This window comes from Pacificibacter sp. AS14 (genome assembly GCF_038899935.1).
Taxonomy (GTDB): domain Bacteria; phylum Pseudomonadota; class Alphaproteobacteria; order Rhodobacterales; family Rhodobacteraceae; genus Celeribacter.
Genome location: NZ_JBBMQI010000017.1, coordinates 63,358 through 87,370, shown reverse-complemented (window position 1 = coordinate 87,370; position 24,013 = coordinate 63,358). Strand labels below are relative to the sequence as shown.

Below are 24,013 nucleotides of genomic sequence, written 5' to 3'. Positions count from 1 at the left end.
GCCGAAAACGACACCAGCACAATGGGCGACATCTCAACACTCGCCGAACCCGCCGTCGTCGAAGACCTCATCAATGGGTCAATTTATAACGTGCAGGTTACAGCGAACGCATAAAATTCACGCCGCCTGCATCTGCGGGCGGCACAATTGGGCAGTTTGGCGCAGATGCGCCGAACCGTTTGGGAGGCATTGTTCGCATGGTGCGGGCTTTGTTAAATCGATCTCGTAATCGGTACTAAGTCGCATCGAGATCAGGGACAAAAAGGGGAGGACCCGCAATGGCGGAGAACTCAGAAAACAACGCATATTGGTCAGCGAACCTACGGATTATTGGCATCAGCCTTGTGATCTGGTTTGTCTGCTCGTTCGGGTTCGGCATCTTGCTGCGCCCGCTTTTGGCAGGCATCAAAATTGGTGGCACGGATCTTGGCTTTTGGTTTGCGCAACAAGGATCGATCCTTGTGTTTCTCGTGCTGATTTTCGCTTACGCGTGGCGCATGAACAAGCTCGATCGCGAACACGGCGTAGAGGAATAGGATATGGATCAGTTTACACTTAACCTACTCTTTGTTGGCGCGACCTTTGCGCTCTACATCGGCATCGCGATTTGGGCCCGTGCGGGTTCAACAGCGGAATTCTACGCGGCGGGCCGCGGCGTGCACCCTGTGCTCAACGGTATGGCGACAGGCGCGGACTGGATGTCTGCGGCTTCGTTCATCTCAATGGCGGGGATTATCTCTTTCGGCGGTTACGATACCTCAGCCTATTTAATGGGTTGGACGGGCGGCTATGTTTTGCTGGCCATGTTGCTTGCGCCTTATTTGCGCAAATTTGGCAAGTTCACAGTGCCTGAATTTATCGGTGATCGTTTCTACAGCCCAACAGCGCGCATCGTTGCGGTGATCTGTTTGATTACAGCCTCTGTCACTTACGTGATCGGGCAAATGACTGGCGTTGGCGTGGCCTTTTCGCGCTTTTTGGAAGTGTCCAATTCAACGGGTCTGTTCATCGGCGCAGCAATCGTTTTCATGTACTCTGTTTTGGGCGGCATGAAGGGCATCACTTACACCCAAGTGGCGCAATATGTCGTGTTGATCATCGCCTACACGATCCCCGCGATCTTTATCTCACTGCACCTGACAGGCAATCCGATCCCTGCTTTAGGTCTGTTCTCGGATGCGACAGCGACGGGTCAACCTTTGCTGGAAACACTCGAAGGCTTGTTGGCTGATCTTGGTTTTAAATCCTACACCGAGCAGCATGACACAACACTGAACCTGTTCTTGTTCACTGTGTCTTTGATGATCGGGACTGCGGGCCTGCCACACGTGATCGTACGCTTCTTTACAGTGCCAACGGTTGCTGATGCGCGGTCTTCTGCGGGGTGGGCCTTGGTGTTCATTGCGTTGCTTTATCTTACAGCCCCTGCGGTTGGTGCGATGGCGCGTGTGAACCTGATCAACACTGTATACCCTGACGGTGTAGCATCTACGCCTGTGGCTTATGATGAACGCCCTGACTGGATGGTGAACTGGGAAAAAACCGGTCTGCTTAAGTTTGACGACAAGAACGGCGACGGCAACATCCAGTACGTCAACGGCGACGCAAACGAGCTGGTTGTGAACCGTGACATCATCACGCTGGCCAACCCTGAGATTGCTGACCTTCCAGGTTGGGTGATCGCATTGGTCGCGGCGGGCGGTTTAGCTGCTGCTTTGTCTACTGCTGCGGGTCTGTTGATGGCGATTTCATCGGCTGTGGCACATGACTTGATCAAGGCGCAAATCAACCCCGGTATCTCTGAGAAAAACGAGCTGTTAGCGGCGCGGATTTCGATGGGTGTTGCCATCGCGGTTGCGACATATCTTGGTCTGAACCCTCCCGGGTTTGCCGCACAAACTGTGGCTTTGGCCTTTGGTTTGGCTGCATCTTCGATCTTCCCGGCTTTGATGATGGGGATTTTCTCGAAACGCATCAACAACAAGGGTGCCGTGGCCGGTATGCTTGCAGGTTTGATCGTGACGCTTGTCTACATCTTCTTGCACAAAGGTTGGTTCTTTGTTCCTGGAACAAATTCGTTCACAGACGCAGAGCCGCTGCTTTTGTCGATCAAATCGACATCCTTTGGCGCAATCGGTGCGATGATCAACTTTATCGTGGCCTTCGCAGTGTCTCGTGCAACGGATGAGCCACCAGTTGAAATCCAAGAATTGGTTGAAAGCATCCGCATCCCACGTGGCGCCGGTGGTGCTGTAGACCACTAAGAATAAGATTAGGCCTAAATCCACTCAGGCCTAATCTTCCCCTCGGGGCGCGTGTTCTTTACCGATTGCACGCGCCCCACCCCATTTTTCCAAGGACAAACGCAATGGATAAAGCTGCGCAAAATGTTATAGCGTTTTTGCAGACGGCCCATCCTTATGACGTTTTGACATCTGACCGCTTAAAAGATCTAGCGAGACAATTTTCACGCAAAACCTTTCAAGCGGGCCAAACGATTTACACACATAATGACTGGCTTGATGGGCTGTACCTGATCAAATCAGGCACTGTGGAAATCACGGACGTCAACGGCGCACAAGTGTCCGTCTTGCAGCGTCAAAATCATTTCGGCGAACGCGGACTGTTGCGCACGGGGCGCGCCGCGACAACCGCCGTGGCCGTCAGTGATGCTGTGCTTTTGGTGCTCTCGCAGCATGTGTTCCAAGCTGAGATTGCCCGTAATCCTGAATTCGCGCGCTACTTCAACCGCGGTCAGGTCCGCGCGGCAGCAGCTCCCAGTTTGATGACGCAGCACGTGTCAGGTTTGATGGCGCTAAACCCTGTGACATGCGCACCGACATTGACGATTAAAGACTGCGCGCTGTTGATGCGCGACACCAAAGTATCCTCGGTGGCGGTGACATCAAAGGACACTCTTTTGGGGTTGGTGACGCTGCGCGATATGACCAACAAAGTTTTGGCCACAGGGCGCAGCAGCGATGACGCCGTCTCGACGATCATGACAGAAAAGCCCATTAGCTTGCCCTCAAACGCGCTAGGCAGCGATGTCATTCACACGATGCTAGAGGCAAAGATTGGACACCTGCCCATCATCGATGCAGGGCAATTGGTTGGCATGGTCACCCAGACCGATATCACAGGGTTCTTTGGATCTTCGCAAACCCAAATGCTGTTCGATCTATCACATGCCAAAACGATTCCGGAAATGGCACAGGTCACAAAGCGTTTGCCAGAGTTTTTGATGCAGCTGGTGGGTGCGCATTTGGCGCATGATGTGGTCACCCGCAAAATCACTGATATCGCTGACATGGTCACTCGCAAATTGATCACGATGTTCCAAGATGAAAACGGGCCCGCTCCGGCAGGTTTTGCTTGGGCCGCTTGCGGCAGCCAAGGGCGGCGCGAACAAACGGGCGTATCGGATCAGGACAATTGTTTGATCATCGACCCCGCGGCCACCAACCAAGATATGACTTACTTTCGCACCATGGCAAAGTTCGTTTGCGACGGCTTAGCTGCCTGTGGCTACGTCTATTGTCCGGGCGATATGATGGCGATGAACAACCGCTGGTGCCAAAGGCTTGATGTGTGGGAAGCTTACTTTGCGAGCTGGATCGCCAGCCCAGATTCTGAGGCGCAAATGCTGGCCTCTGTCATGTTTGACCTGCGGGTAATCGCAGGGAACGAAGACTTATTTGTGTCCCTGCACGCAAAGGCGCTTGAGACAGCCCGCGACAATTCAATCTTTGTCGCGCATATGATTGCAAACTCCCTCAATCACGCGCCGCCTTTGGGCTTGTTGCGCGGGCTTGCGACAATCAAATCCGGCGAACATCGCAACCATATCGACATGAAACACGCGGGCGTCGTGCCCGTTGTCGATTTGGGCCGCGTCTATGCATTGCAGGGCAAGCTTTTGACAGTGAACACCCGTGCCCGCATTGATGAAGCGATTGAGGCTGGCATCATTTCCAAATCTGGCGGTGACGATCTAATGGCTGCCTATGACACCATCGCAACCGCGCGCCTAGAACACCAAGCCGCTCAGGTGCGTGATGGCGCTGCCCCCAACAACTATCTCAGTCCCTCATCTATTCCCGCCTTCGAACGGTCGCATCTGCGCGATGCTTTCGTTATCGTGCGCACTATGCAATCCTCACTCAGCGCACAAGGTGCGCGAACTTAACAAAAGGCCTCTCATGCTGTTAGAATTCATCGCCACTTTGTCACTCGGCGCGGGCGCAGCTGGCATTATTTTGCTGGTTCAAAAACTCACACGTGGCGCATTGCCCCGTTGGGCCATGCCTGCCGCTGCAGGTCTTGCCATGTTCACTTTCGCGGTGTGGAGCGAATATTCATGGAGTGCTCGGTCTATGGATGCGCTTGGACCAGAGGCGATTGTCGCAAGTGAGGTCAAACAAAAACAAATATGGCGTCCTTGGACGTTCTTTGCCCCTGTCACCACCCGTCTGATTGCTTTGGACGGCTCAGGCGCGGTGGATATGGATGGTACAGTGGTCGTCGACATGTATCTGTTGTCGCGCTGGCAAGATGGTGCGGTCGTGCCCGCAGCCTTTGATTGCCTGCTGAACCGACGCGCGGATTTGTTTGAGGCGCGCGGTGATGACATCGCAACCACATTGCACTCTGCAGACTGGTTGGCCGTCGGTGCAAGCGATCCGGTCTTGCGTGCAGCCTGTGACAGGTTACGGTTGAACTAGCAATCAGCCACTCCATCTCGACAGACCAAGGTGATCCTCATGCAAGGCGCTATCGACATTCTCATCGCAGGTTCGAATGCAGCGCAGAGCATCGCGATTGAGTTGATCTTGACCCGTGAGGGGCATCGCGTGACATGCGTCTCATCCGGACCGCAGGCGCTCTCGCATATCAAGGCCTTACAACCAAAGCTGGTTCTGCTTGACCCAGATCTTAACGACATGTCGGGATTGGAAGTCTGCCAACGGCTGCGCATGGACCCCACCACTGCAGCGCTGCCCGTGGTGGTGATCACCCCAGATGCCCACGCTGTGTTTCGACGCAAGTTGATAGCTTTGGGTGTGACTGCGGTTCTTTCTCCACCGTTGAACCCGCGAGACATTATAGATTTGACGACACAGTTTAACACTGGGGACAGCGATGAAGTATGAACGGTGGTCCTTGCGCCTGCGCCTGCGCATGTTTTTGTTTTTCGTCTTTTTGGCCAGCAGCACCTTGGCGGCTGTCGGTTTAGGTCTTGCTCTTGGCTATAAAAAACTAGCGTCTCCGGAGGTTTTGGATGGCTTTGTCTTTGCTGGTATAATTTCAGGGTTCGGGGTACTGGCCGTCTCGACTTGGGTCTGGATGTTGTTCGATGAACATATCGCCAAGCCCATCGGCGCACTATCAGGCGCGCTGCTGGCCGCTGTACATACAGAGCAAGAAGACATGCCCGCCAAAACAGGCGCGCGGTATCTGGGCGATCTTGGCCTTGCCGCCCAAACAGCAAGCGATGAACTGGCGCGCACGCGCAAAGCTTTGGCGCAAACCGTCGCCCTTGAAACCACGCAGCTGATCGAGACCACCGAAAAGCTCGGGGCCTTGGCCGCTGAAATTCCTTTTGGAGTTTTGCTGGTGTCCGGCACACACCGCGTCGCATTTTACAACGGGGCAGCGCGCGCATTGTGCAGTGGCGCCCAAGACCTTGGGCTTGGGCTTGGGCATAGCTTGTTCGACACTTTGGACAGTGCTGCAATCTTGTCGGCCTATGCGCGATTGTGTGCAGGAGACGGCGGAGTTGGACATGTCATGTCTACAGCCGTCAGCCTGTCAAACGGCATTGATTTTCTGTCCGCGCGCTTGCGCTTGGTTCATGCGCCAAACGCAACTGACCACCGCCCCGCCTATGTTCTAACTCTGGATGATCTGGCCCAAGATCACCACCTGCAGAAAAATCGCCTCGATCTTGGCGCGCGTGCTGTTCAACAGTTTGCTCAGATCGGCGCGACGCTTCAAACTGCTCAAATGGCCCGCCAATATCTTGGTGACGCCGCCAAGACGCAGGCCCTTGACCGCGCATGTGACGCCGCTTTGGTTCAAGCTGAAAATGACGCATCCACGCTGTTGAAACAGTACCAAGACTTGGGCGACGATAGTGGAACGACATCCTTAATGAAGGTCACGGGACAAGACATCTGCAACGCCATCACTGCGCGCCTCAAAGACTGCAACATCACCATAGTCGCGAGTGAAAGCTCACCACTTTTTTTGCATGTAGACCCTGAAAAACTGGTCGCGCTTTTGAGCCATCTCGCCGCGCAATTGTCACGCGATGGTGCACGGGCACTGTCACTCCTGATAAGCAACGAGGACACCGGAGTGATGATCGCTTTGGGTTGGATGGGTGAAGTTCTGTACGTTGATCGGCTTGAGGCATGGCTGAATGACCCGACAATCGTGTTCGGGCCAGACGTCACTGGACGCGCTTACCTCGACGACATGAACACCGATATTTGGCCCGAACTCGGAATAGGGTTGCGTCGGGTTCTAAAGCTGCCAATCCCACAAGCATCGGTCAAACCAGCTCCGAAAGGCGGTCTAGCCTATGACTTTGATTTATTGAATCAACACTCTGTCGACAACACAGCAACGACCCCTCTAAATCATCTGAGCTATGTGGTGTTTGACACGGAGACGACGGGGCTTTTACCCAATGCAGGGGACGAGATTTGCCAGATCGCAGCCACACGCATCGTCAACGGAAATATTGTGGCCGACGAGCAGATCAATGCTCTTGTTGATCCTGAACGCCATATTCCGAAGGCCGCGACCAAAATTCACCACATTACCAATGAAATGGTCAAAAATCAGCCCAAGATTGATGTCGTCGGACGTGCTCTGCACAGCTTCGCACGCGGCTCTGTTTTGGTGGCCCACAACGCGCCTTTCGACATGGCCTTTTTGCACCGACATGCCGATAAAATTGGCGCGCAGTTTGACCATCCTGTGATTGATACGGTGCTGCTGTCTGCTGTTGTTTTTGGCCAAAGTGCATCGCATTCTTTGGATGACATTTGCTTACGCCTGAATGTTGTCATTCCACCTCATCAACGGCACACGGCCCTCGGAGACACGCTTGCGACGGCAATGGTGTTTTTGAAAATGTTGCAGATGGCCGAAGCGAAAGGGTTGACCACTTTTGAGGCTCTCTTGACTGAAATGAAACGTCACAAACGATTGCTGCAAGACCTCAATACAGCGCCACTATCCAAGTGATGTGATGCGCCCGACGGGACTGCGGTGATCATAAAAAGGCACCGTTTCTGGCGGGCCAGAGCGCGCGACAAGGGCTTTGACTTCGGCCAAAACGATCCGCGTGACAAACGGCAGATCAAGCGTCAAGGCCTCGGCCACACTCACCCATTGTAAATGTGTCAACTCGTCTTCTGCACGTGAAAAATCATCAAGATTGTCCATCACATCGCAGGCATCGCAAACCAAAAAACGCGCGTCAAAACGACGTGGCCGCTCAGGGGGTGTGATTGCACGAAAGACGAACCGCATGTCTGTCGACGGATTAAGGCTGAGCCCTGTTTCCTCAAGCAGCTCTCGGCGCGCAGCAACCAAAAGCGCTGATGCCAACGCCGGTGTCGCGTCAATTTCCAGACGCGCACGGCACACGGGGTTGATCATGTCTGGTTCGGCGTCATCATAATCTTGTGGATCGACCTGCCCACCCGGAAACACAAACTTACCGGGCATAAACACTGCAGACTTGCCGCGTTGCCCCATAAGCACACGCGTTGCGTCCTGCATCTTGCGCAGTAAAATAACTGTCGCTGCGTCGCGAATTGGGTTTGGGTCATGTGAAAAAAGAGACTGCGCCATACGCTCAACCTAAACCGCCTTTAGGGCTCGCGAAAGGCCTCGCGCGATTTATACAGCGGTTTAAGCAGATAGGTCAAAAAGGTCTTTGACCCTGTATGCAACTCCGCCTGCGCGCGCATGCCAGGGCGCATCTCAATCTGGCTTTGGCGTTCGGTCAAAGACCCGAGATCGACAGAAACGGTCACACGGTAATAGGGCAGTGCATTGGGGTCACGTTCGTCTTGGAAAGTGTCCGCGGACAGAACTTTGACCTTGCCCGACAGCGTGCCGAAAATCGTATAATCGTAAGCCGTCAGCTTGATCGTCGCCGCCTGCCCCGGTTCGACATGGGCAATGTCTTCTGGGCGTACGCGGGCCTCAACAAACAGTTCTTCATCCACGGGAATGATCTGCACGATCTCTTCACCTGGACGCACAACGCCACCGATTGTGGTCAGGCTCAGATTGTTCACAATGCCGCGCATTGGCGAAGTGATGATGGTGCGATCCAGTTGGTCTTCGGCCAAGGTCAGCGCCTGTTTCACAGAAGCGATTTCTTGCAGCGTTTCAGAAAACTCTTCGGCTTCGAACAGGTTCGCTTGAGTGACGATCTCGTTGTATTTAAGCTGCGCATCCGAATGAGCTTTTCTCGTGCGCGTCACTTCGATCAGAGCAACCACATTGCGGGTGAGCATATCTTCCATCAAAGCGCGTTCAGTTTCGACCTGTTTGAGCACATTAAGTGCGCCTTCTGAGCGCGCCAAATAATCAGCCGTCCGTGCTTTCAGCAGACCTCGCTCTGAGGCGATAACGCCTGCTGCACGCGTGGCCAAGTCATCGGGCACCTCAAACGAAACTCTGTCGCCTAGCTCAGCCTCAAGGCGCAATTTACGCACCTCTAAAGCGTCCAGTTTTTCTTGCAGGTCTTCGGCAGAGGTTCGAAACTCAGTACCGCTAAGCGTGGCCAAAATATCGCCCTGCTCGACCACATCACCTTCAGAAACACGCAGAGACGACAAGATGCCGCCCTCAAGGTTTTGAATGATCTGCGGGCGTGAAGACGAAATCATTTCACCGTCAGCACGCACGATCTCGTCGACTGAGGCCACAGAGGCCCAGACGATGAACACCACAATCACCAAAGCGACGATGCGAATAATCCAACTTGGCCGGTTCATGTCTTTGTCGAGCAGATCTTCTAGCCCTGACATTAGCCTTGCCCGCCGCTGGATTTCGACAAATGCGCCAGCACTTGATCGCGCGGACCATCGACAACCAAACGTCCGTCTTTCAGAACCATCGTACGATCAGCAAGGCCAACGATGGGCATGCGGTGCGTCGCAATCAAAGCGGTGCGCCCTTCAAGCCAAGGCCCAAGACGTGCGACAAGACCTGTTTCCAAGGATTGATCAAGCGATGCTGTGGGTTCGTCCAGCAAGCACACACGGGGGTCTTGCAACCACAGACGCGCCCAGCCGATCGATTGACGCTGCCCCACAGACAGACCTTCGCCGCCGTCACGAATTTCCAAATCAAGTCCACGGTGATGGCCGCGCACAAAAGGCCCAAGCCCAGAGAAATCCAAAGCCTCAAGCAGACGATCAGCGTCGCGTTCCAAGCCGCCCAAATTCAAATTGTCGCGCAAAGACCCAGCAAACAGACGCACGTCTTGACCCAAGTAACCAACGTTGCGACGAATATCACGCGGGTCGATTTGGCTCATTTCAGCGCCGTCCAAAAGCACGCGACCACGGGTGGGCGCGTAAAGCCCTGCGAGCACTTTAAGCATCGACGACTTGCCCGAGCCATTGGCCCCAAGCACGGCGATCTTTTGACCGGCTTTGATATCAAGCGCTGGAATATCAAGCGTCGGCGCGCCTTCATCATCGTAGCGGAATTGCAATTCGCGCAGGGCAAATTCGCCTTCAATATCTTCGCGACGCAAGAAATTTCGATCCTCGCCCGCGTCTTGCGGGGAAAGCGCGATGGCGTTCAAACCTTCAAGCGCGGTTTTCACATTGCTCCAACGCGCCATGGTGCCCGACAGTTGCGTCAAAGGGGCCAAGGTGCGCGATGTCAAAATCCCTGTGGCGATGATTGTGCCAACGGTGAACTGGCCTGCAAAAACCAAATAGGTGCCCAAAACCACGGCGGACAAATAGGTGATCTGCTGGACGCCTTGGCTCCAGAACGTCAAGAAGCCCGCAAGCTTGCGCTGCTCGGACGACTTGGCAGCACCAAGCACGTTCAACTCGTCCCAAATGCGACGCACACGATCTTCGCCGCGTTGTGTTTTGATCGTGTCCAGTTCGAACACAGCCTCATGTAACAAGCGAGATGCTTTGGCCGACGCCCCTTGGGATTCTACCGTCAAACGCATCATTTTCTTTTGAAAGAAATAGCCTGGCACGACCATGATAAAGGCGCCCAGCATCAAAATCCACACAACAGGCCCCGCGATGGTGGCGACAAGCGCGAAGAACAAAAAGATAAACGGAATATCGGCCACGGTGCCAATGGTCGAGGCCGTAAAGAATTCACGCACAGACGAGAATTCACGCATCGATGAGAACAACCCAGAGGGCGTTGATGGCCGTGCATCAGAACGCATCCCCAGCAGGCGTTCCATCAACATAGATTGCACGCGAATCTCGATTTGACGCCCAGCACCATCCATAAGGCGCGACCGTGCCAGTTTGATCGCAGCTTCCAATCCCACCGCCAAAACAGCCCCCAAAGCCAAAACCCACAAGGTGGATTGCGATTTATGTGGGATCACGCGGTCATAGACTTGCAGTGAAAACAGCGCCACGGCGACGGCCAAAAGATTGGCAACCAGTGACCCCAGCGCGATCTCTCCGATTTGTTTGCGAAACGCGCCGAACTGGCCCCAAAACCAATGCTCTGCCATCGCGGCAGGCGCATAGGATTTTGTCAAAGATGCCAGTGTTTTTCCGGCCCGTACAACCGTGCCAGAAAAGAAAGGCGCGAATTCGTACATTGGCACTTCGGCGGTTTGATCAGGGGCACTGCGATCAAAAATCGTAATCACATCGCCTTTTTGCGACAGCACAAGGATCAAATGTCCAGAGGTCATTTTCGCCAAAGCAGGCCAAGCTTTTGGTGTGATGCTGGCCAAAACGGTGACATCGGCATTGAGGCCGCAGACCTCAAGGCCTTGAGCCATAGCATCGACGCTGACGTCTTCGTCCGGCTGACCGGAGAAGGCTTCTAAGATGTCCGACACCATCGCGGTCACGCCAAGTTTCGACGCATAGGTCGCAACAAGTTCGGCGCGGTGCACATGTTTGGTGACAACTGAGCGTTTCTTTGCAGGGGCCTTACCCACCTGTGCGCGCACAGGAAGTTCAGCGCCCTTTGGCGGCGTTTTAGGGGCTTCGGGTTGGCTGAGTTTGACCTCAGCTTTCGCGATTGGCGCGGGTGTTCTAGCAAAAGGTTCTTGTGCGTCGGGCTTCACCTTAGCAGAGACAGCTTTGGGTGCAGAAGCACCTTTGGAAATCGCTGCAGCTTTTTGCTTGGGAGCCGCCTTGGAGGGCTCGGCCTTTGGGTGCACGGCTTTCACCGTCTCGGCAGGTTTGGCCGCTTCGGCGACACTGCGGCGCACGGCTTCTGCCGCCGCCTTTTTCAAAGCTGCTTTTGGATCTTCGGGCTCAACATGTGACGGCGCTTTGACCACGGATTTCACCAATGCGTCGGGCAAAGCGACCTTTGCGCGTGGCTTAGGCTGTGGGCGCGGCGTGGGTTTGGACGTTGCTTTGGATGCAGTCTTTACAACCTCAGTCCCTTTTGGGGCTGATTTCGATTTGGCCATGCCGCCAAAGTGTACCGTCAACGGACCCATCTTTTTGCCGCGCGGCGGCTTGGCCTCGTTTGACACCTCTTTTGGTGTTTCAAGTGCTGTGGAGGTGAAAGTTAATTTTGGCAAAAGGCTCAAATGTCCGCTCCGTCTGCCAAAGCACCTGCAAGACGCGCCATTTCAAGCTGCGTAAAACTGATTTCGTATTTCAAATCGATGTGTTTCAATTCACTTTGCACCATTTGTTCGTACACTGCGACCACATCCATAACTGTTTTTTGCCCGCCTTCGAATTGTTCTTGGAACAATCTGAAATTGGTACGATTTTGTTCAACCAGATCGGCTGTGTCGCGCTCTTGGCGCAGCAAGGCTTTGAGTTCGTTTTCCAAGCGCGCAGATTTGCGGCCTGCTGTTTCTTTGGCCAAGGAAACACGCGCAGATGCGGCACGCTCTTGCGCCTTAAGCGCTTCGACTTCAGCACCTGTGCCAACACCTAAGTTTGCGGTGCCACCAAAGGTGACGCCTGCGCTGTCTTTTTGGCCCAAAATTCCGCCAGCGCTTAAGCTGGGCAATAGGCCTGCGCGCGCAGCTTTCGCCTCAGCGATTGAGCGTTTTGCTTCAGCTTCGGCACGTAAAACTTCAAGCGGCACCAAAGATGAAGGTGCTACAGCAATCGCATGGGCTTGGGTCAGCGGGGTCGCACGGTGACCACCTGTCATAGCGCTAAATTCAGACAAAGCTGCGCGTTCGGCTTCGCGGTGCGTGGACGCTTCATGGTCCATATCAGCAAGTTTCGCGCGCACGACGCGTTGATCAGATAGACTTGACAATCCACCCCTCACACGAACAGACACCACACGATTAAACTCTTGCATACGCCCAAGACCACGTTCGGCCATGCCCGCCTTTTCATGCGCCTCAGCCGCCGTGATATACAATGTAAGGCCTGCATGCATGCGATCATTCATGTCTTGAGACAAAGCTACTGCAGAAACTTCAACATCGGCGGCAGCAAACGCCCGTTCAGCTTTGCGCTTGCCGTTGTCATACAGCACTTGATCTACAATCAAGCCAGCCGCCAGCTCACCTAGAGCGCTCAGTGTGATTGACGGACCAATTGTTGGGAGCCAATTTTTGTTGCGCGCGATGGCGCGCATCTTAGAGGCGCGCAATTCGGCTTGCGCCAAACCGGAAGAGGTTTCGAGCATCGTTCTAGCAACAGGCGCGTAAGGAGAAGTGGACGTCAACACAGTGCGACGCGCCAGCAAACCCTCGATAATATCTGATGAAGCGTCGCGACCAGCGGCGCTTAGGCTTGGTTCACCTGCGCCAACTTCGGCTTGAGCGTTACCACCCACCAGTCCGCGCACAAACGCGACAGGCTTTACCTCAGAAAGTTTCGCCAACTTGGGCGCACCTTCGCTGCAACCGCCCAAAAATATGGCTGCCCCTATTAGAATGCAACTTGTTAAACCTGCTCTTTTCACCTTCTACCCCACCCTTTTTTTTCTCGTTATACGAGGGCAGAACGCCGCCCTCGCAGTGAGTAGGTTTAAGGAAGTACGACCTCGATATTTGAGTCCACGAACAAGACGCTATCGTCGCCAAGTGTGTAGATGTCGTAAGACTCACCATCAATGTCCGTGGAGCCATTTGCAGTTGCGTCATCTGTCAGCACGACCCGATCATCGCCACCACCATGAACCGTCAGCGTGCCGTCTTCGCCTGTCAGGCGATCAAGGTCCGCCGTAGACAATGTAAGCTCTCCGCCATTGACAAATTGCAAGTCAATCGCGCCCAGACCAAAATCATCCAATCCGGAATTGTCGATATCAACGCTAAAGTAGACGCCATCGGGGCGCGACGATCCAGTGTCGAGCACGAAGAGCGTGTCCGATGTGTTCCCAGCGTCATCCAAAGAGGACACAACGATTTGTGACCCGTTGGGAACCTCTTCGCCAAAGGACAACATCGTTTTATCACCAAGATCATATTCGGCATCCACAGTAACCTCAGCGGTTTGTCCTGTTTCGCTGATAGAATAGACCGAAACGCTGTCATCGGTTTCTTGCACGCGCACAGAGTCAATACCTTCGGTCGAACGAGAGAATCCTTCGATGATCGGCGCATCGCCAATCGTGTCTATTTCAAAGCTGGTAGTTTCAGTGGCCGTATTGCCGGCCGCATCTGTCGCATCGATTGTTACGGAGGCGGTGTAATCGCCAGTTGCCAAAGTTCCCGGTGCGTAGGTCACAGACCAGTTGCCTTGCTCATCAACGGTCGCCTCTTGTGTCACACCTTCAACGGTTACAAACACTGTAGAGCCGGCCTCGACGGCACCGGTCAGTGTAACGCCATTTTCGGTCATCTCTGTGAGATTAAAAATGCCGTCACCACCCACATCGCTGTCCATAGACAATTCATTGACCAAGGTATCGTAAGTCACCGTTTCGGTCAGCGTGGCTTGGTTCCCCGCAAGGTCTGTTGCCACAACTTCGATGTCAGTTGATCCTTCGCCGCTTGGAAGAGCGCCCGCGGGGATATCAAGTGACCAAGTGCCATCTGCAGTCGTGCCCGCAGAATAGTTCGCACCACCAATGGTAACGCTGACAGTAGAATTCGGCTCGACAGTTCCTGACAAAGTCAGGCCAGCCGATGTCTCAACTGAGTTCATCACCATATCGGTGCCGCCAGACGTTGAGCTCACCACGAAATCATCGACATACGTGTCGACCTGAACGCCTGTGCTGACGCTCATGGTGTTGCCTGCGTCGTCAGTAATCGTCGCTGTCGCGGTGGTGTCGTATTCGCCAGATGTCACGTCTGAGGCTTCGAACAATGCAGAGAACGTACCCGCAGATGTCGACGTCACTGTGATCGAGACGTCACCCAAAGTGACCACGACTTCAATGTTAGCTGTGGCTGTGCCTGTGACCCAAACGCCGTCAGACGCTTCAACCGCGTTGATGATATTGTCGCCCTCGATAGGGTTGGTCGACAAAGCAACGGTGCCTGCAACAGTATCAACGCCGACAGAGGTCATTGAGGTCGCTGTATTTCCGTATTCATCGGTTGCGACAGCTGTCAAAGTTGTATCGTACTCGCCTGCGGCCAATGTACCTGCAGGGTAAGTGACTGACCAAGTTCCATCCGTACCTGCAACCGTGGTCAAAGACGACGTGCCAAGTGTGACGACAACAGTTGAGCCTGCGTCAGCCGTACCCGTAAAGGTCATCGCTGCGCCGCTTTCGCTCAGGTTTACGACTTCATCACCACCCGAATGACCTGCATCGATCGCAACGCCAGCTTCTGTGTCGATGTGGAATGTTCCAGAAGACGACACCACGTTTCCGGCAGCATCCGTTGCCACCGCAGTCACAGTCGCATCGTATGTTCCAGCAGGCAATGTGCCCGCTTCAAAAGTTGCGGACCAAGATCCGCCCGCGTCGACAGTCACGGTGCGCGACACGCCTTGCACGGTTACAACAACAGACGATCCCGCCTCGCCCGTACCTGTGATCGCCACATCGGACGCGATTTCAACGCCGTTCACTGTACCATCGCCACCGACGGTACCCGTGCTAATTGTAAGCGATCCTTCTAGATCGACATGCACGTCATGCATATAGGTTGCAGCGTTGCCAGCTGCATCCGTGACGGTCGCCCGAACAATGGTGTCATAAGTTCCATCCGGCAATGCATCCGCATCGAATGAAACGCTCCAAGTTCCGTCATCATTTACTGTTGTCTCGACAATTTGACCTTCGAGATCTACGCTTACTGTTGCCCCAGCCTCTGACGTACCAGAAATGGTCAGACCATCGCTGGCCTCTTCGATATTGACGACATCGTCGCCTTCGACAGTGTCAAAAATCAGATCTTCTGCCTCTGTGTCGACGATAAGTGTGTCAACTACAGTCGTGCTGTTGCCAGCGTCATCTGTCGCTACAACAGTCACGTCGGTGGTGTACTCACCTTCGTCCAAAGTTGAGCTGTCAAAATCGCCCGCCCATCTACCGTCTTCGTCAACAATCGTCACGACCGAAACATCACCGACAGTGACTTCGACTGTGTCGCCAGGCTCGCCAGTTCCAACAATCGTCACGGTTCCAGAATCATAGTCTTCGCCGTTGACGATATCATCTGTACTTTCGACGCCGTCAGTGATCGCGACAACCGGAGCTGACGTGTCTGGATCTTCGCTTTCTTCATCATCACCATCATCACCGCCAGTCAACAGACCAACGCCAACAACGCCCGCAACGGCCGCCGCGCCGACGCCACCTAGCCCCAACAAAGCTGGAGCCAACGGAGCCACAACAGGCTCAACGCGCTCCAAATCCAAAAAGGCCAGCTGATCATACTCGCTCCACTTGCCAGCCAAATCAACATCATTGTAGGTCGCGATCAATTCGCCTTGACCCATTTGATCCAACTCAACATGTGTCATCAAGCCGCGTTCGGACAGCAAAAGATCTTTATCGCCGCCCTCGAAGTAGCCATCAAGTACAATGGTTTTGCCGCCAACAAGCGTCACAATCAAATCACCGCCACTGCGCGAATAGCCAGCGATCGCCGCCGAAGATGTATTCAAAGACACATCCTGCATGCCGCTCATTGAAAGCGTTTCGGAGTTCCCTGAAAGAGACAAAGTGCCTTGCTCGATATTGCCCGCGGAATCGCGGAGAAAAAATTGAATGCCCAACATAATAATATTTCACTTTACCCAAGAAACACGCGGCTATTTTTGCCGCATTTTTTTACATTAATTACTCTGAGCAAAACTATACGAAAGACGAATCAGTGACTAGAGTCAAAATGCGCCACCGACACAAAAAGCCCTATTTCACCACCAGATAGCCCCCTTTGTTACACAAAACGGGTACATATGGTTGTCACTGCGAGATATTGATCAGGGGATGCAACCGCAAAATGCCCCTAGTGCGCCTTTAAATTGTGCCCGCCACGCGGCGCAGTCGCAAAGCGTTAGCAAGCACAAAAATTGAACTCAACGCCATAGCGCCCGCACCCAACATCGGAGATAGCAAAATACCAAAGTTGGGATAAAGAGCACCTGCAGCGACAGGAATAAGAATGACGTTATAGGAAAAGGCCCAAAAGAGGTTTTGCTTGATGTTACGCATCACAGCGTCGCTCAAGGTGAGTGCCGTCAATACCGCCTGCGGATCACCAGCGACCAACACCACATCCGCACTCTCAATCGCCACATCCGTTCCAGTGCCAACAGCCAGCCCAATATCAGCCTCAGCTAACGCAGGTGCATCATTGATGCCGTCGCCGACAAAAACCACAGGTCCATATGCATCACGCAAACCCACAAGCGCGTCAGCCTTGCCCGCAGGCAAAACCCCTGCCAGAACTGTATCAACCCCCAAAGAGTGGCCCACAGCATTCGCGGCGGCGGGCGTATCGCCAGAAATCATCGCAACTTTGATGCCGCGTCGCTGCAAAACTTGAACCGTCGATTTGGACGTCGGGCGCAGCTGGTCTGAGATTCCCAAGACCATTACTGGCGCTCCATCGCGCGCGACCAAGACCGGCGTCACACCGCGTGCGCCCAGCGCCTCAAGAGCCTCTTGAAAGGCAAATGTTTCGACACCTTCTTGAACCATCAAGGCGATATTGCCGATCAAAACTGAACGACCATTTGAGATCGCCTTCATACCGAGCCCCGTCAAAGACGTAACATCTTCGACCTCGGGGCACGCCCCGCCAAGCGCCTCAGCGGCCCGCTCAATCGCCCGCGCAAGTGGGTGTTCGGACTGAGCTTCAACAGCGGCGGCCAAAGCCAAAAGCTCTGTCTCATCGCAGTTGACCTTATCCCTAGAGATCACCACAATATCGCTGACCTCAGGGCGCCCCACCGTCAGCGTGCCTGTTTTATCAAAAGCCACGACAGCGACACCCTCCAAAGCCTGCAGCGCGTCGCCTTTGCGAAACAGCACTCCAAGCTCAGCTGCGCGACCTGTGCCCACCATAATAGATGTGGGTGTCGCCAATCCCATGGCGCAGGGGCAAGCGATGATCAAAACGCAAACGCCAGCAACCAGCGCGTATTGCAGCACCGGTTCAGGCCCCCAAATGAGCCAAGCACAAACAGTTAGAAAAGACAGCGCCATAACAACAGGCACAAAGACCCGAGTGATCCGATCCACGAGAGACTGAATGGGCAGCTTTGCCCCCTGTGCCGCTTCAACCATGCGGATGATCTGCGCCAGTTGCGTATTCGCGCCTACGCCCGTGGCACGGTACATCAATGCACCATTTCCGTTCACCGTACCTGCGCGCACGATCGCACCATCGGATTTGAGCACAGGCACAGGTTCACCCGTCATCATGCTTTCATCGACATAGCTTTCTCCAAGGGTCACAACGCCATCGACGGCAATCTTTTCGCCCGGGCGCGCGTGAACGATATCGTCAATGCTCAGGGCCTCAATCGGCAGTTCCACCAGATGTCCGCCCTGTTCAACCCGTGCGGATTTTGCACCCAAGCCAACCAGATGCCGAATGGCTTCACCTGTGCGCCCTTTGGCACGCGCTTCAAAATATCGCCCCAACAGGATGAGCGTCGCGATCACGCAGGCCGCTTCAAAATACACAAATTGCGCAGAGGCCGGCAGCAATGCAGGCGCAAAGGTCACCACAGTTGAATAAACGAAAGCTGCCCCTGCCCCCATGGCCACTAGAGTGTTCATTTCAGGTCCGCCACGCAAAAGCGCTGGGATGCCTTTGACAAAGAACACCCGCGCGGGACCGATCAAAACAGCCAAGGTCAAAGCGAATTGCACAAACCGCCAGATTTGCGCGGGCACCAGCATAGCAAACCAGTGGTGAAACGAGGGGATCAAATGCCCGCCCATCTCGATCAAAAACACAGGCAGCGTTAAAGCAAGCGCCAAGATCAGTTGCGACTTCAGATGGCGCGCTTCATCGGCTTTGCGTGCACCTGGTGCATCGCCCTTGGCCAGAACTGCTGTGTAACCTGACGCTTTGATGACATCGATCAAATCCTGCGCAGTGTACAGACCAGCAACGACAACGATCTGAACTGTCTCGGCGACCAAGCTCACAGGCGCGCGCATCACACCGGGCATTGCTAAAAGCGCGCGTTCAACACGCCCCGCACAAGACGCACAGCTCATACCGCTCAGATTGAAAACAAGCGTCTCGTTCCGCGCAGGGTATCCCGTGCGGGTCAACACATCGGACAGATCCAAAATGGTCGCGGGGGCCTCAAACTGGATCTCGGCCGTCTGCGTCGCCAGATTGACCTGCGCCCCGCTCACACCGTTATGCGCCAAGAGCGCACGCTCAACCCGCCCGACACAGGACGCACAGCTCATGCCTTCTACTGACAAACGTATATTTTTCATGGATATCTCCTCGTCTGGTCGCAAACCTGCATAGGCCCCAAATCTATCTCTATATGAAAGCTGTTCAGCCGCCATGCAATGCGGCAAAGACGGTTATGTCCATTGCCCAGACAGTGGCCTTTAAACAGCGGACAGGCTTTGCGTGCCCGCTGCACTCAAACTTGCCATTGCATACCGACAGACTGTTGGCGATAACGCTAACGTCCAAAAGTAAGACTTTTGATTTCAAAGGGAGACATACAGGTGAACACCGAGTGGATTGCCGTTGACTGGGGAACCTCGTCTTTGCGCGCTTGGGCGATGGGTGCGGATGGTACGATCTTGGCCGAAGCCCAGAGTTCCAAAGGCATGGGAACCGTGACACCTGCTGCGTTTGAAACCACGTTACTTGAGCTTATTGAACCGTGGTTCGAAACCGCGCATTTGCCCATTCAAGTCATCGCCTGCGGCATGGTCGGCGCACGCCAAGGCTGGGTTGAAGCGCCCTACGCCAGTGTTCCGTGTCTGCCAATCAGCGCGCGTTTGACCAAAGCCCCGACGACAGATCCACGGATTAACGTGTGTATCGTCTCAGGTCTTTCGCAAAACACCCCAGCGGATGTGATGCGCGGCGAGGAAACGCAGATCGCGGGCTTTCAAGCCGAGTTCCCGAAATTTGATGGCATCATCTGCCTGCCTGGCACCCACACAAAATGGGTGCATGTCAGCGCGGGCGAAGTGGTGTCGTTTCAAAGCTTTATGACCGGCGAATTTTTTGCGCTTCTGTCACAGCACAGTGTTTTGAAACACAGCCTGCGCGACGGTATTTGGGATGACGCCGCGTTTGAAAAGGCCCTGTCCGACAGTCTTTCGCGACCTGAAAAAATTTACGCCAAACTGTTTTCCTTGCGCGCCGAAGACCTGCTGCATGGACTGAATGGCGGTGCCGCCAAAGCGCGCTTATCTGGCCTTTTGATCGGCGCAGAACTTGCGGCGGCCAAACCCTATTGGTTGGGGCAAATGGTGGCTTTGATCGGCGCAGATGGCCTAACAGACCTTTATGCGACCGCGCTGAAATCCCAAGGCATCACCGCCCAGCGCACCGCCCCCACAGACATGACACTCGCGGGGCTGAAATCCGCCCGCGCCAGCATTTTGGAGTAATCTATGAGCTACAACGTTTACAGCGATACGAAAAGTGCACTTGGCGAAGGGCCCTTGTGGCACCCAACCCGCAATCAATTGTTTTGGTTCGACATCATTGGCATGTGCTTGCACACTATGTCAGATGGCGCACAGGTCACGTGGCAGTTCGACGAACATGTCTCTGCAGCAGGTTGGATCGATCACGACACACTTTTGATGGCCTCTGAGACCTGCTTGCAAACTTTTGACATTGAAACTGGTGACACAGAATTCATCTGCGCATTAGAAGCGGACAACGACGTGACACGTTCAAACGATGGGCGCGCAGATCCCTTTGGCGGGTTCTGGATTGGCACCATGGGCAAAAAATCTGAACCCAAAGCGGGCGCGATTTATCGCTACTATGACGGCGCTTTGCGCAAGGTTGTCAGCAACATCACCATCACCAATTCCATCTGCTTTTCGCCCGATGGTAAACTTGCCTATTACTCTGACACGGTGACCGACAAAATCATGCGTCTCAACTTGGATGACGCGGGCTGGCCTGTGGGCAAAGCGGAACTGTTCATCCAAGACGCCAACCACCCAGACGGGTCTGTCGTTGATGCAGATGGCAACCTGTGGAACGCCCAATGGGGCAGCTACCGCGTTGCCTGTTACGCGCCCGATGGCGTGCTCCAACGTTATGTCGAGGTGGGCGGATTGCAAAGTTCTTGCCCCGCCTTCGGTGGCGCAGACGGCACCACGCTGTTCGTGACCACAGCCCAACAAAACATCCCTGATGCCGATCTTGAGAAAAGCGATTTGCATGGGCATGTGTTTAGCGTCGAAAATGTCGCTAAAGGTCAGTCCGAGCATCAGGTGATCCTATAATGACAGCCTTTGGCAGCACGCAAGATGGTCGTACCGTTGACGCCATCACGATTGCCAAGGGCGACCTCACGGCGACCATTTTGACGTTCGGCGCCACGCTTCATAGTGTTCACCTGCTTGGCGTGCCCCACAGCCTGACCTTGGGCTGCGACACCATGCAAGCTTACGAGGCTGATCTGTTGTACTTTGGCGCGCTGGTCGGGCCGCTCGCGAACCGCGTCAGCAATGCCACGGCGCCGCTTAATGGGCAGATGTTGCAACTGCTGGCGAACGAGGGCACGACATCACTACACAGTGGCCCTTACGGCATCCAACAAGAGGTCTGGACTGTCTTGGCGCAAGCCCCAGACAGCGTCACGCTTGAACTTACTTTAGCCGACGGCAAAGACGGCTTTCCGGGCAATCGGGTGATCACCGCGCATTTTGCAATCATCGACCCTGCTCAGCTGACACTTAATATTTCGGCCACCACAGATGCCGACACATTGATCAATATCGCCAATCATTCCTATTGGAATTTGGATGGCACAGCTTCCATCGCAGGGCATGTTTTGACTGTGCCCGCCGACAACTATGTGCCCATCGATGCCGCCTGCATTCCCACGGGGCGCGCCCCTGTTGACGGTACAGGCTTTGACCTGCGCACCGCCACGGTGATGGACCCTAAAAACGGACAGCGCCTTGATAACAATTTCTGCCTGAACGGCATTGAAGGCACGCTGAAACCCGCCTGCACATTGACCGGCAAAAATGGCGTGACGATGATGATGCAGACCACTGAAATCGGCCTTCAAGTCTTTGACGCTTGGCCCATTTCATCTGGTGATTTCAAAGGTCACACTGGCACCGAGTACAAGCCCCATTGCGGCGTCGCCCTAGAGGCCCAACGCTGGCCCGATGCGCCCAATCAAGACGGGTTCCCGTCCTGTGTGTTGCGTGCAGATGAGACCTATCGGCAGTTCACAAGCTGGAGTTTCTCTCACGCTTAATCCCATGCGCACCTTGTTGAAGCGAGTTTACTTGATCCGGACGAAATTTAAGACAGTTTAATAAAGTGGGAAGATACATGAAAGAATGTGGTTACACTCATTAAAGTGTTGGCAGTTAACTCGCGCTTCAAAGCAATAGGAAAAGTTGGAAGCCCAACAGTAAATGATAGCTCCTTGGTCATACAATCATTCGAATTGCTTCATGAAGATGCTTTAGCATTCTGGCGATCAAACTTTTCAGAGTGGGCAAAGTAGGCAACACAAATATCAAACACACGAAGTGCCCTTACCCCTTCAAACCCGCTTCATACCACTTGCGGATCATCGCGCGACTCTCGTCTTCCATGTAGGTGACATTGGCGGGGGGCATGGCGTGGGTGGCGCCAGCTTGCAGCCAGATCTCGCGTGCGTGGTTGGCGACCTGTTGCGCGGTTTCCAACACGACACCTTTGGGGGGCGACGCCATGCCATCCCATGCGGGTTCAACCGCGTGGCACATGGAACAATTGCCCAGCACCAGATCATGCACATCCTCAAACCCTTCGGCACTGGCAAAGCGCTGCGCCACAGGGCCAAGTTGCGACAGGTCATCATCGCCGCTTTCTTGGCTGTAAATTCCAACAGTTGAAAGCCAGATCACCGCCGCAAACAACGCAGCCGTCAAACCCCAAGTCCACCACAACATGCCTTCGCGTTTGTGCATGGTGTTGAAGAAATGCCGAATGGTCACGCCCATCAAAAACACCAGCGCCGCGATCAGCCAATTATACTGGGACGCGAACGCCAACGGATAGTGATTGGAAAGCATCATGAAAATCACAGGCAAGGTCAGATAGTTGTTATGGGTCGAGCGTTGCTTGGCAATCTTGCCGTATTTCGCATCAGGCGTGCGACCTTCTTTCAGGTCCTTCACCACAATGCGTTGGTTCGGCATAATCACCATAAACACGTTCGCCGTCATGATCGTCGCTGTAAAAGCACCCAAGTGCAAAAGCGCTGCACGACCAGAAAACACCTGCGTATAACCCCATGCCATGATCACAAGGATCACATACAAAAAGATCATCAACCGCGTGTTGTTATCACCGAATTTGCTTTTACAAATAAGGTCATAAGCGATCCAACCAAACAACAAAGACCCAACGGAAATCGCAACACCGGCCCAAATTGGCATTTCCAACACATTGGGGTCAACCAAATACAATTCGGCCCCAAGGTAGTACACCAGCACCATTAACGCAGCGCCTGTCAGCCATGTCGCATAGCTTTCCCATTTGAACCAAATCAGATCCTCAGGCATCCGTTCAGGTGCGACCAAATACTTTTGAATAAAGTAAAATCCGCCCCCATGAACCTGCCATTCTTCACCATGAACGCCTTTTTTACTATCCGCTGACGGGCGAAGCCCCAAGTCCAACGCGATAAAATAAAACGACGATCCAATCCACGCAATTGCTGTCACCACATGCAACCAACGCAACGCGAATTCCAGCCATTCCATCAAAATCGGATAAATCATATCTTAGCTCCCGCGGTAAGTTGAAAACCCGAACGGCGACAGCAAAAGCGGGACGTGATAGTGTGACGTCTCATCGTTTATGCCAAAGCGGATCGGGATAATGTCTAGAAAAAATGGCTCGGGTTGTGCTGTGCCCTGAAAGCGCAGATAATCACCTGCATGAAATAGCAACTCGTATACACCGCATTGAAAATCGTCTTTGGGCAAAATCGGGCTATCGGTGCGCCCGTCATCGTTTGTGACCATTTCAATCACTTTAACCCGACTGTCCCCTTGCAGCGCGAACAGCTCAATCTTAAGGCCGCACGCGGGCAGACCAAGCGCAGTGTCGAGAACATGTGTCGTCAAATATCCAGAAGCCATAGGTATATGCTCAATTTATTCGCTATTTAGCCCTAAGCTGTCGGAAAGATGGCGCTGGTGCAATCAATCTTTTGCAGACCTT

The 24,013-nt window shown here is 54.0% G+C and carries 17 protein-coding genes; 9 read left to right on the top strand and 8 right to left on the bottom strand.

Annotation, left to right across the window (positions count from 1 at the left end; translation table 11 throughout):
• Nucleotides 1-278: 278 nt before the first annotated feature.
• The 6 genes from WNY38_RS14655 (at nucleotide 279) to WNY38_RS14630 (ending at nucleotide 7,257) form a co-directional block, all read left to right on the top strand.
• Nucleotides 279-536, top strand: coding sequence for a DUF4212 domain-containing protein (locus WNY38_RS14655; protein ID WP_342858099.1), 258 nt, complete (start codon nucleotides 279-281; stop codon nucleotides 534-536).
• Between the two features lie 3 nt (nucleotides 537-539).
• Nucleotides 540-2,264: a sodium:solute symporter family protein gene (locus WNY38_RS14650; protein WP_342858098.1), complete on the top strand. Its 1,725-nt coding sequence runs from the start codon at nucleotides 540-542 to the stop codon at nucleotides 2,262-2,264.
• A gap of 104 nt (nucleotides 2,265-2,368) precedes the next feature.
• Nucleotides 2,369-4,189 carry a DUF294 nucleotidyltransferase-like domain-containing protein gene (locus WNY38_RS14645; RefSeq protein ID WP_342858097.1) on the top strand — a complete coding sequence of 607 codons (1,821 nt, stop codon included), beginning with the start codon at nucleotides 2,369-2,371 and terminating at the stop codon, nucleotides 4,187-4,189.
• A 13-nt stretch (nucleotides 4,190-4,202) separates the two neighbouring features.
• On the top strand, nucleotides 4,203-4,724 hold the full coding sequence (locus WNY38_RS14640; RefSeq protein ID WP_342858096.1) for a hypothetical protein: 522 nt from the start codon (nucleotides 4,203-4,205) through the stop codon (nucleotides 4,722-4,724).
• 39 nt (nucleotides 4,725-4,763) lie between these two features.
• Nucleotides 4,764-5,153, top strand: coding sequence for a response regulator (locus WNY38_RS14635; protein WP_342858095.1), 390 nt, complete (start codon nucleotides 4,764-4,766; stop codon nucleotides 5,151-5,153).
• Nucleotides 5,143-7,257, top strand: coding sequence for a 3'-5' exonuclease (locus tag WNY38_RS14630; RefSeq protein ID WP_342858094.1), 2,115 nt, complete (start codon nucleotides 5,143-5,145; stop codon nucleotides 7,255-7,257). The genes WNY38_RS14635 and WNY38_RS14630 overlap by 11 nt, the downstream gene beginning before the upstream one ends.
• On the opposite strand, the gene WNY38_RS14625 is transcribed toward WNY38_RS14630, so the two are convergent.
• The 6 genes from WNY38_RS14625 to WNY38_RS14600 form a co-directional block, all read right to left on the bottom strand.
• Nucleotides 7,246-7,869, bottom strand: coding sequence for an NUDIX hydrolase (locus tag WNY38_RS14625; protein ID WP_342858093.1), 624 nt, complete (start codon nucleotides 7,867-7,869; stop codon nucleotides 7,246-7,248). The genes WNY38_RS14630 and WNY38_RS14625 overlap by 12 nt on opposite strands.
• Before the next feature lie 20 nt (nucleotides 7,870-7,889).
• Complete coding sequence (locus WNY38_RS14620) at nucleotides 7,890-9,059, bottom strand: HlyD family efflux transporter periplasmic adaptor subunit (protein ID WP_342858092.1); 1,170 nt, start codon at nucleotides 9,057-9,059, stop codon at nucleotides 7,890-7,892.
• On the bottom strand, nucleotides 9,059-11,803 hold the full coding sequence (locus WNY38_RS14615; protein WP_342858091.1) for an ATP-binding cassette domain-containing protein: 2,745 nt from the start codon (nucleotides 11,801-11,803) through the stop codon (nucleotides 9,059-9,061). The genes WNY38_RS14620 and WNY38_RS14615 overlap by 1 nt, the downstream gene beginning before the upstream one ends.
• Nucleotides 11,800-13,071, bottom strand: coding sequence for a TolC family protein (locus WNY38_RS14610; protein ID WP_342858090.1), 1,272 nt, complete (start codon nucleotides 13,069-13,071; stop codon nucleotides 11,800-11,802). Before WNY38_RS14610 ends, WNY38_RS14615 begins: the two co-directional genes overlap by 4 nt.
• A 146-nt stretch (nucleotides 13,072-13,217) precedes the next feature.
• Nucleotides 13,218-16,373, bottom strand: a complete 3,156-nt coding sequence (locus WNY38_RS14605) for an Ig-like domain-containing protein (protein WP_342858089.1) — start codon at nucleotides 16,371-16,373, stop codon at nucleotides 13,218-13,220.
• A 241-nt stretch (nucleotides 16,374-16,614) separates the two neighbouring features.
• The gene (locus tag WNY38_RS14600) at nucleotides 16,615-19,062 is read right to left on the bottom strand and encodes a heavy metal translocating P-type ATPase (protein WP_342858088.1); all 2,448 of its coding nucleotides are present in this window, start codon (nucleotides 19,060-19,062) and stop codon (nucleotides 16,615-16,617) included.
• A gap of 243 nt (nucleotides 19,063-19,305) precedes the next feature.
• Here WNY38_RS14600 and WNY38_RS14595 point away from each other — a divergent pair, with 243 nt between their 5' ends.
• Genes WNY38_RS14595 through WNY38_RS14585 form a run of 3 tightly spaced genes read left to right on the top strand, consistent with a single transcriptional unit; the run spans nucleotide 19,306 to nucleotide 22,049 of the window.
• Nucleotides 19,306-20,205 carry a 2-dehydro-3-deoxygalactonokinase gene (locus tag WNY38_RS14595; RefSeq protein WP_342858087.1) on the top strand — a complete coding sequence of 300 codons (900 nt, stop codon included), beginning with the start codon at nucleotides 19,306-19,308 and terminating at the stop codon, nucleotides 20,203-20,205.
• Between the two features lie 3 nt (nucleotides 20,206-20,208).
• Nucleotides 20,209-21,060 (top strand): SMP-30/gluconolactonase/LRE family protein, encoded by an 852-nt coding sequence (locus WNY38_RS14590; RefSeq protein ID WP_342858086.1) that lies wholly within the window; start codon nucleotides 20,209-20,211, stop codon nucleotides 21,058-21,060.
• Entirely contained in the window at nucleotides 21,060-22,049 is a 990-nt protein-coding gene (locus WNY38_RS14585; protein WP_342858085.1) for an aldose epimerase family protein, read from the top strand. Before WNY38_RS14590 ends, WNY38_RS14585 begins: the two co-directional genes overlap by 1 nt.
• Before the next feature lie 286 nt (nucleotides 22,050-22,335).
• Here the strand turns inward: WNY38_RS14585 and WNY38_RS14580 are convergent, their stop codons facing one another.
• On the bottom strand, nucleotides 22,336-23,568 hold the full coding sequence (locus WNY38_RS14580; protein ID WP_342858084.1) for a urate hydroxylase PuuD: 1,233 nt from the start codon (nucleotides 23,566-23,568) through the stop codon (nucleotides 22,336-22,338).
• A gap of 3 nt (nucleotides 23,569-23,571) precedes the next feature.
• Nucleotides 23,572-23,931, bottom strand: a complete 360-nt coding sequence (gene uraH / locus WNY38_RS14575; RefSeq protein ID WP_342858083.1) for a hydroxyisourate hydrolase — start codon at nucleotides 23,929-23,931, stop codon at nucleotides 23,572-23,574.
• Nucleotides 23,932-24,013: the final 82 nt, after the last annotated feature.

What these genes read in the sequence shown, in the direction of transcription:
- WNY38_RS14645 (WP_342858097.1), top strand. Translation starts at nt 2,369, where the DNA reads ATGGATAAAGCTGCGCAAAATGTTATAGCGTTTTTGCAGACGGCCCAT.
- WNY38_RS14590 (WP_342858086.1), top strand. Translation starts at nt 20,209, where the DNA reads ATGAGCTACAACGTTTACAGCGATACGAAAAGTGCACTTGGCGAAGGG.
- WNY38_RS14600 (WP_342858088.1), bottom strand. Translation starts at nt 19,062, where the DNA reads ATGAAAAATATACGTTTGTCAGTAGAAGGCATGAGCTGTGCGTCCTGT.
- WNY38_RS14585 (WP_342858085.1), top strand. Translation starts at nt 21,060, where the DNA reads ATGACAGCCTTTGGCAGCACGCAAGATGGTCGTACCGTTGACGCCATC.
- WNY38_RS14635 (WP_342858095.1), top strand. Translation starts at nt 4,764, where the DNA reads ATGCAAGGCGCTATCGACATTCTCATCGCAGGTTCGAATGCAGCGCAG.
- WNY38_RS14580 (WP_342858084.1), bottom strand. Translation starts at nt 23,568, where the DNA reads ATGATTTATCCGATTTTGATGGAATGGCTGGAATTCGCGTTGCGTTGG.
- WNY38_RS14620 (WP_342858092.1), bottom strand. Translation starts at nt 9,059, where the DNA reads ATGTCAGGGCTAGAAGATCTGCTCGACAAAGACATGAACCGGCCAAGT.
- WNY38_RS14650 (WP_342858098.1), top strand. Translation starts at nt 540, where the DNA reads ATGGATCAGTTTACACTTAACCTACTCTTTGTTGGCGCGACCTTTGCG.
- WNY38_RS14630 (WP_342858094.1), top strand. Translation starts at nt 5,143, where the DNA reads ATGAAGTATGAACGGTGGTCCTTGCGCCTGCGCCTGCGCATGTTTTTG.
- uraH (WP_342858083.1), bottom strand. Translation starts at nt 23,931, where the DNA reads ATGGCTTCTGGATATTTGACGACACATGTTCTCGACACTGCGCTTGGT.
- WNY38_RS14655 (WP_342858099.1), top strand. Translation starts at nt 279, where the DNA reads ATGGCGGAGAACTCAGAAAACAACGCATATTGGTCAGCGAACCTACGG.
- WNY38_RS14640 (WP_342858096.1), top strand. Translation starts at nt 4,203, where the DNA reads ATGCTGTTAGAATTCATCGCCACTTTGTCACTCGGCGCGGGCGCAGCT.
- WNY38_RS14605 (WP_342858089.1), bottom strand. Translation starts at nt 16,373, where the DNA reads ATGTTGGGCATTCAATTTTTTCTCCGCGATTCCGCGGGCAATATCGAG.
- WNY38_RS14625 (WP_342858093.1), bottom strand. Translation starts at nt 7,869, where the DNA reads ATGGCGCAGTCTCTTTTTTCACATGACCCAAACCCAATTCGCGACGCA.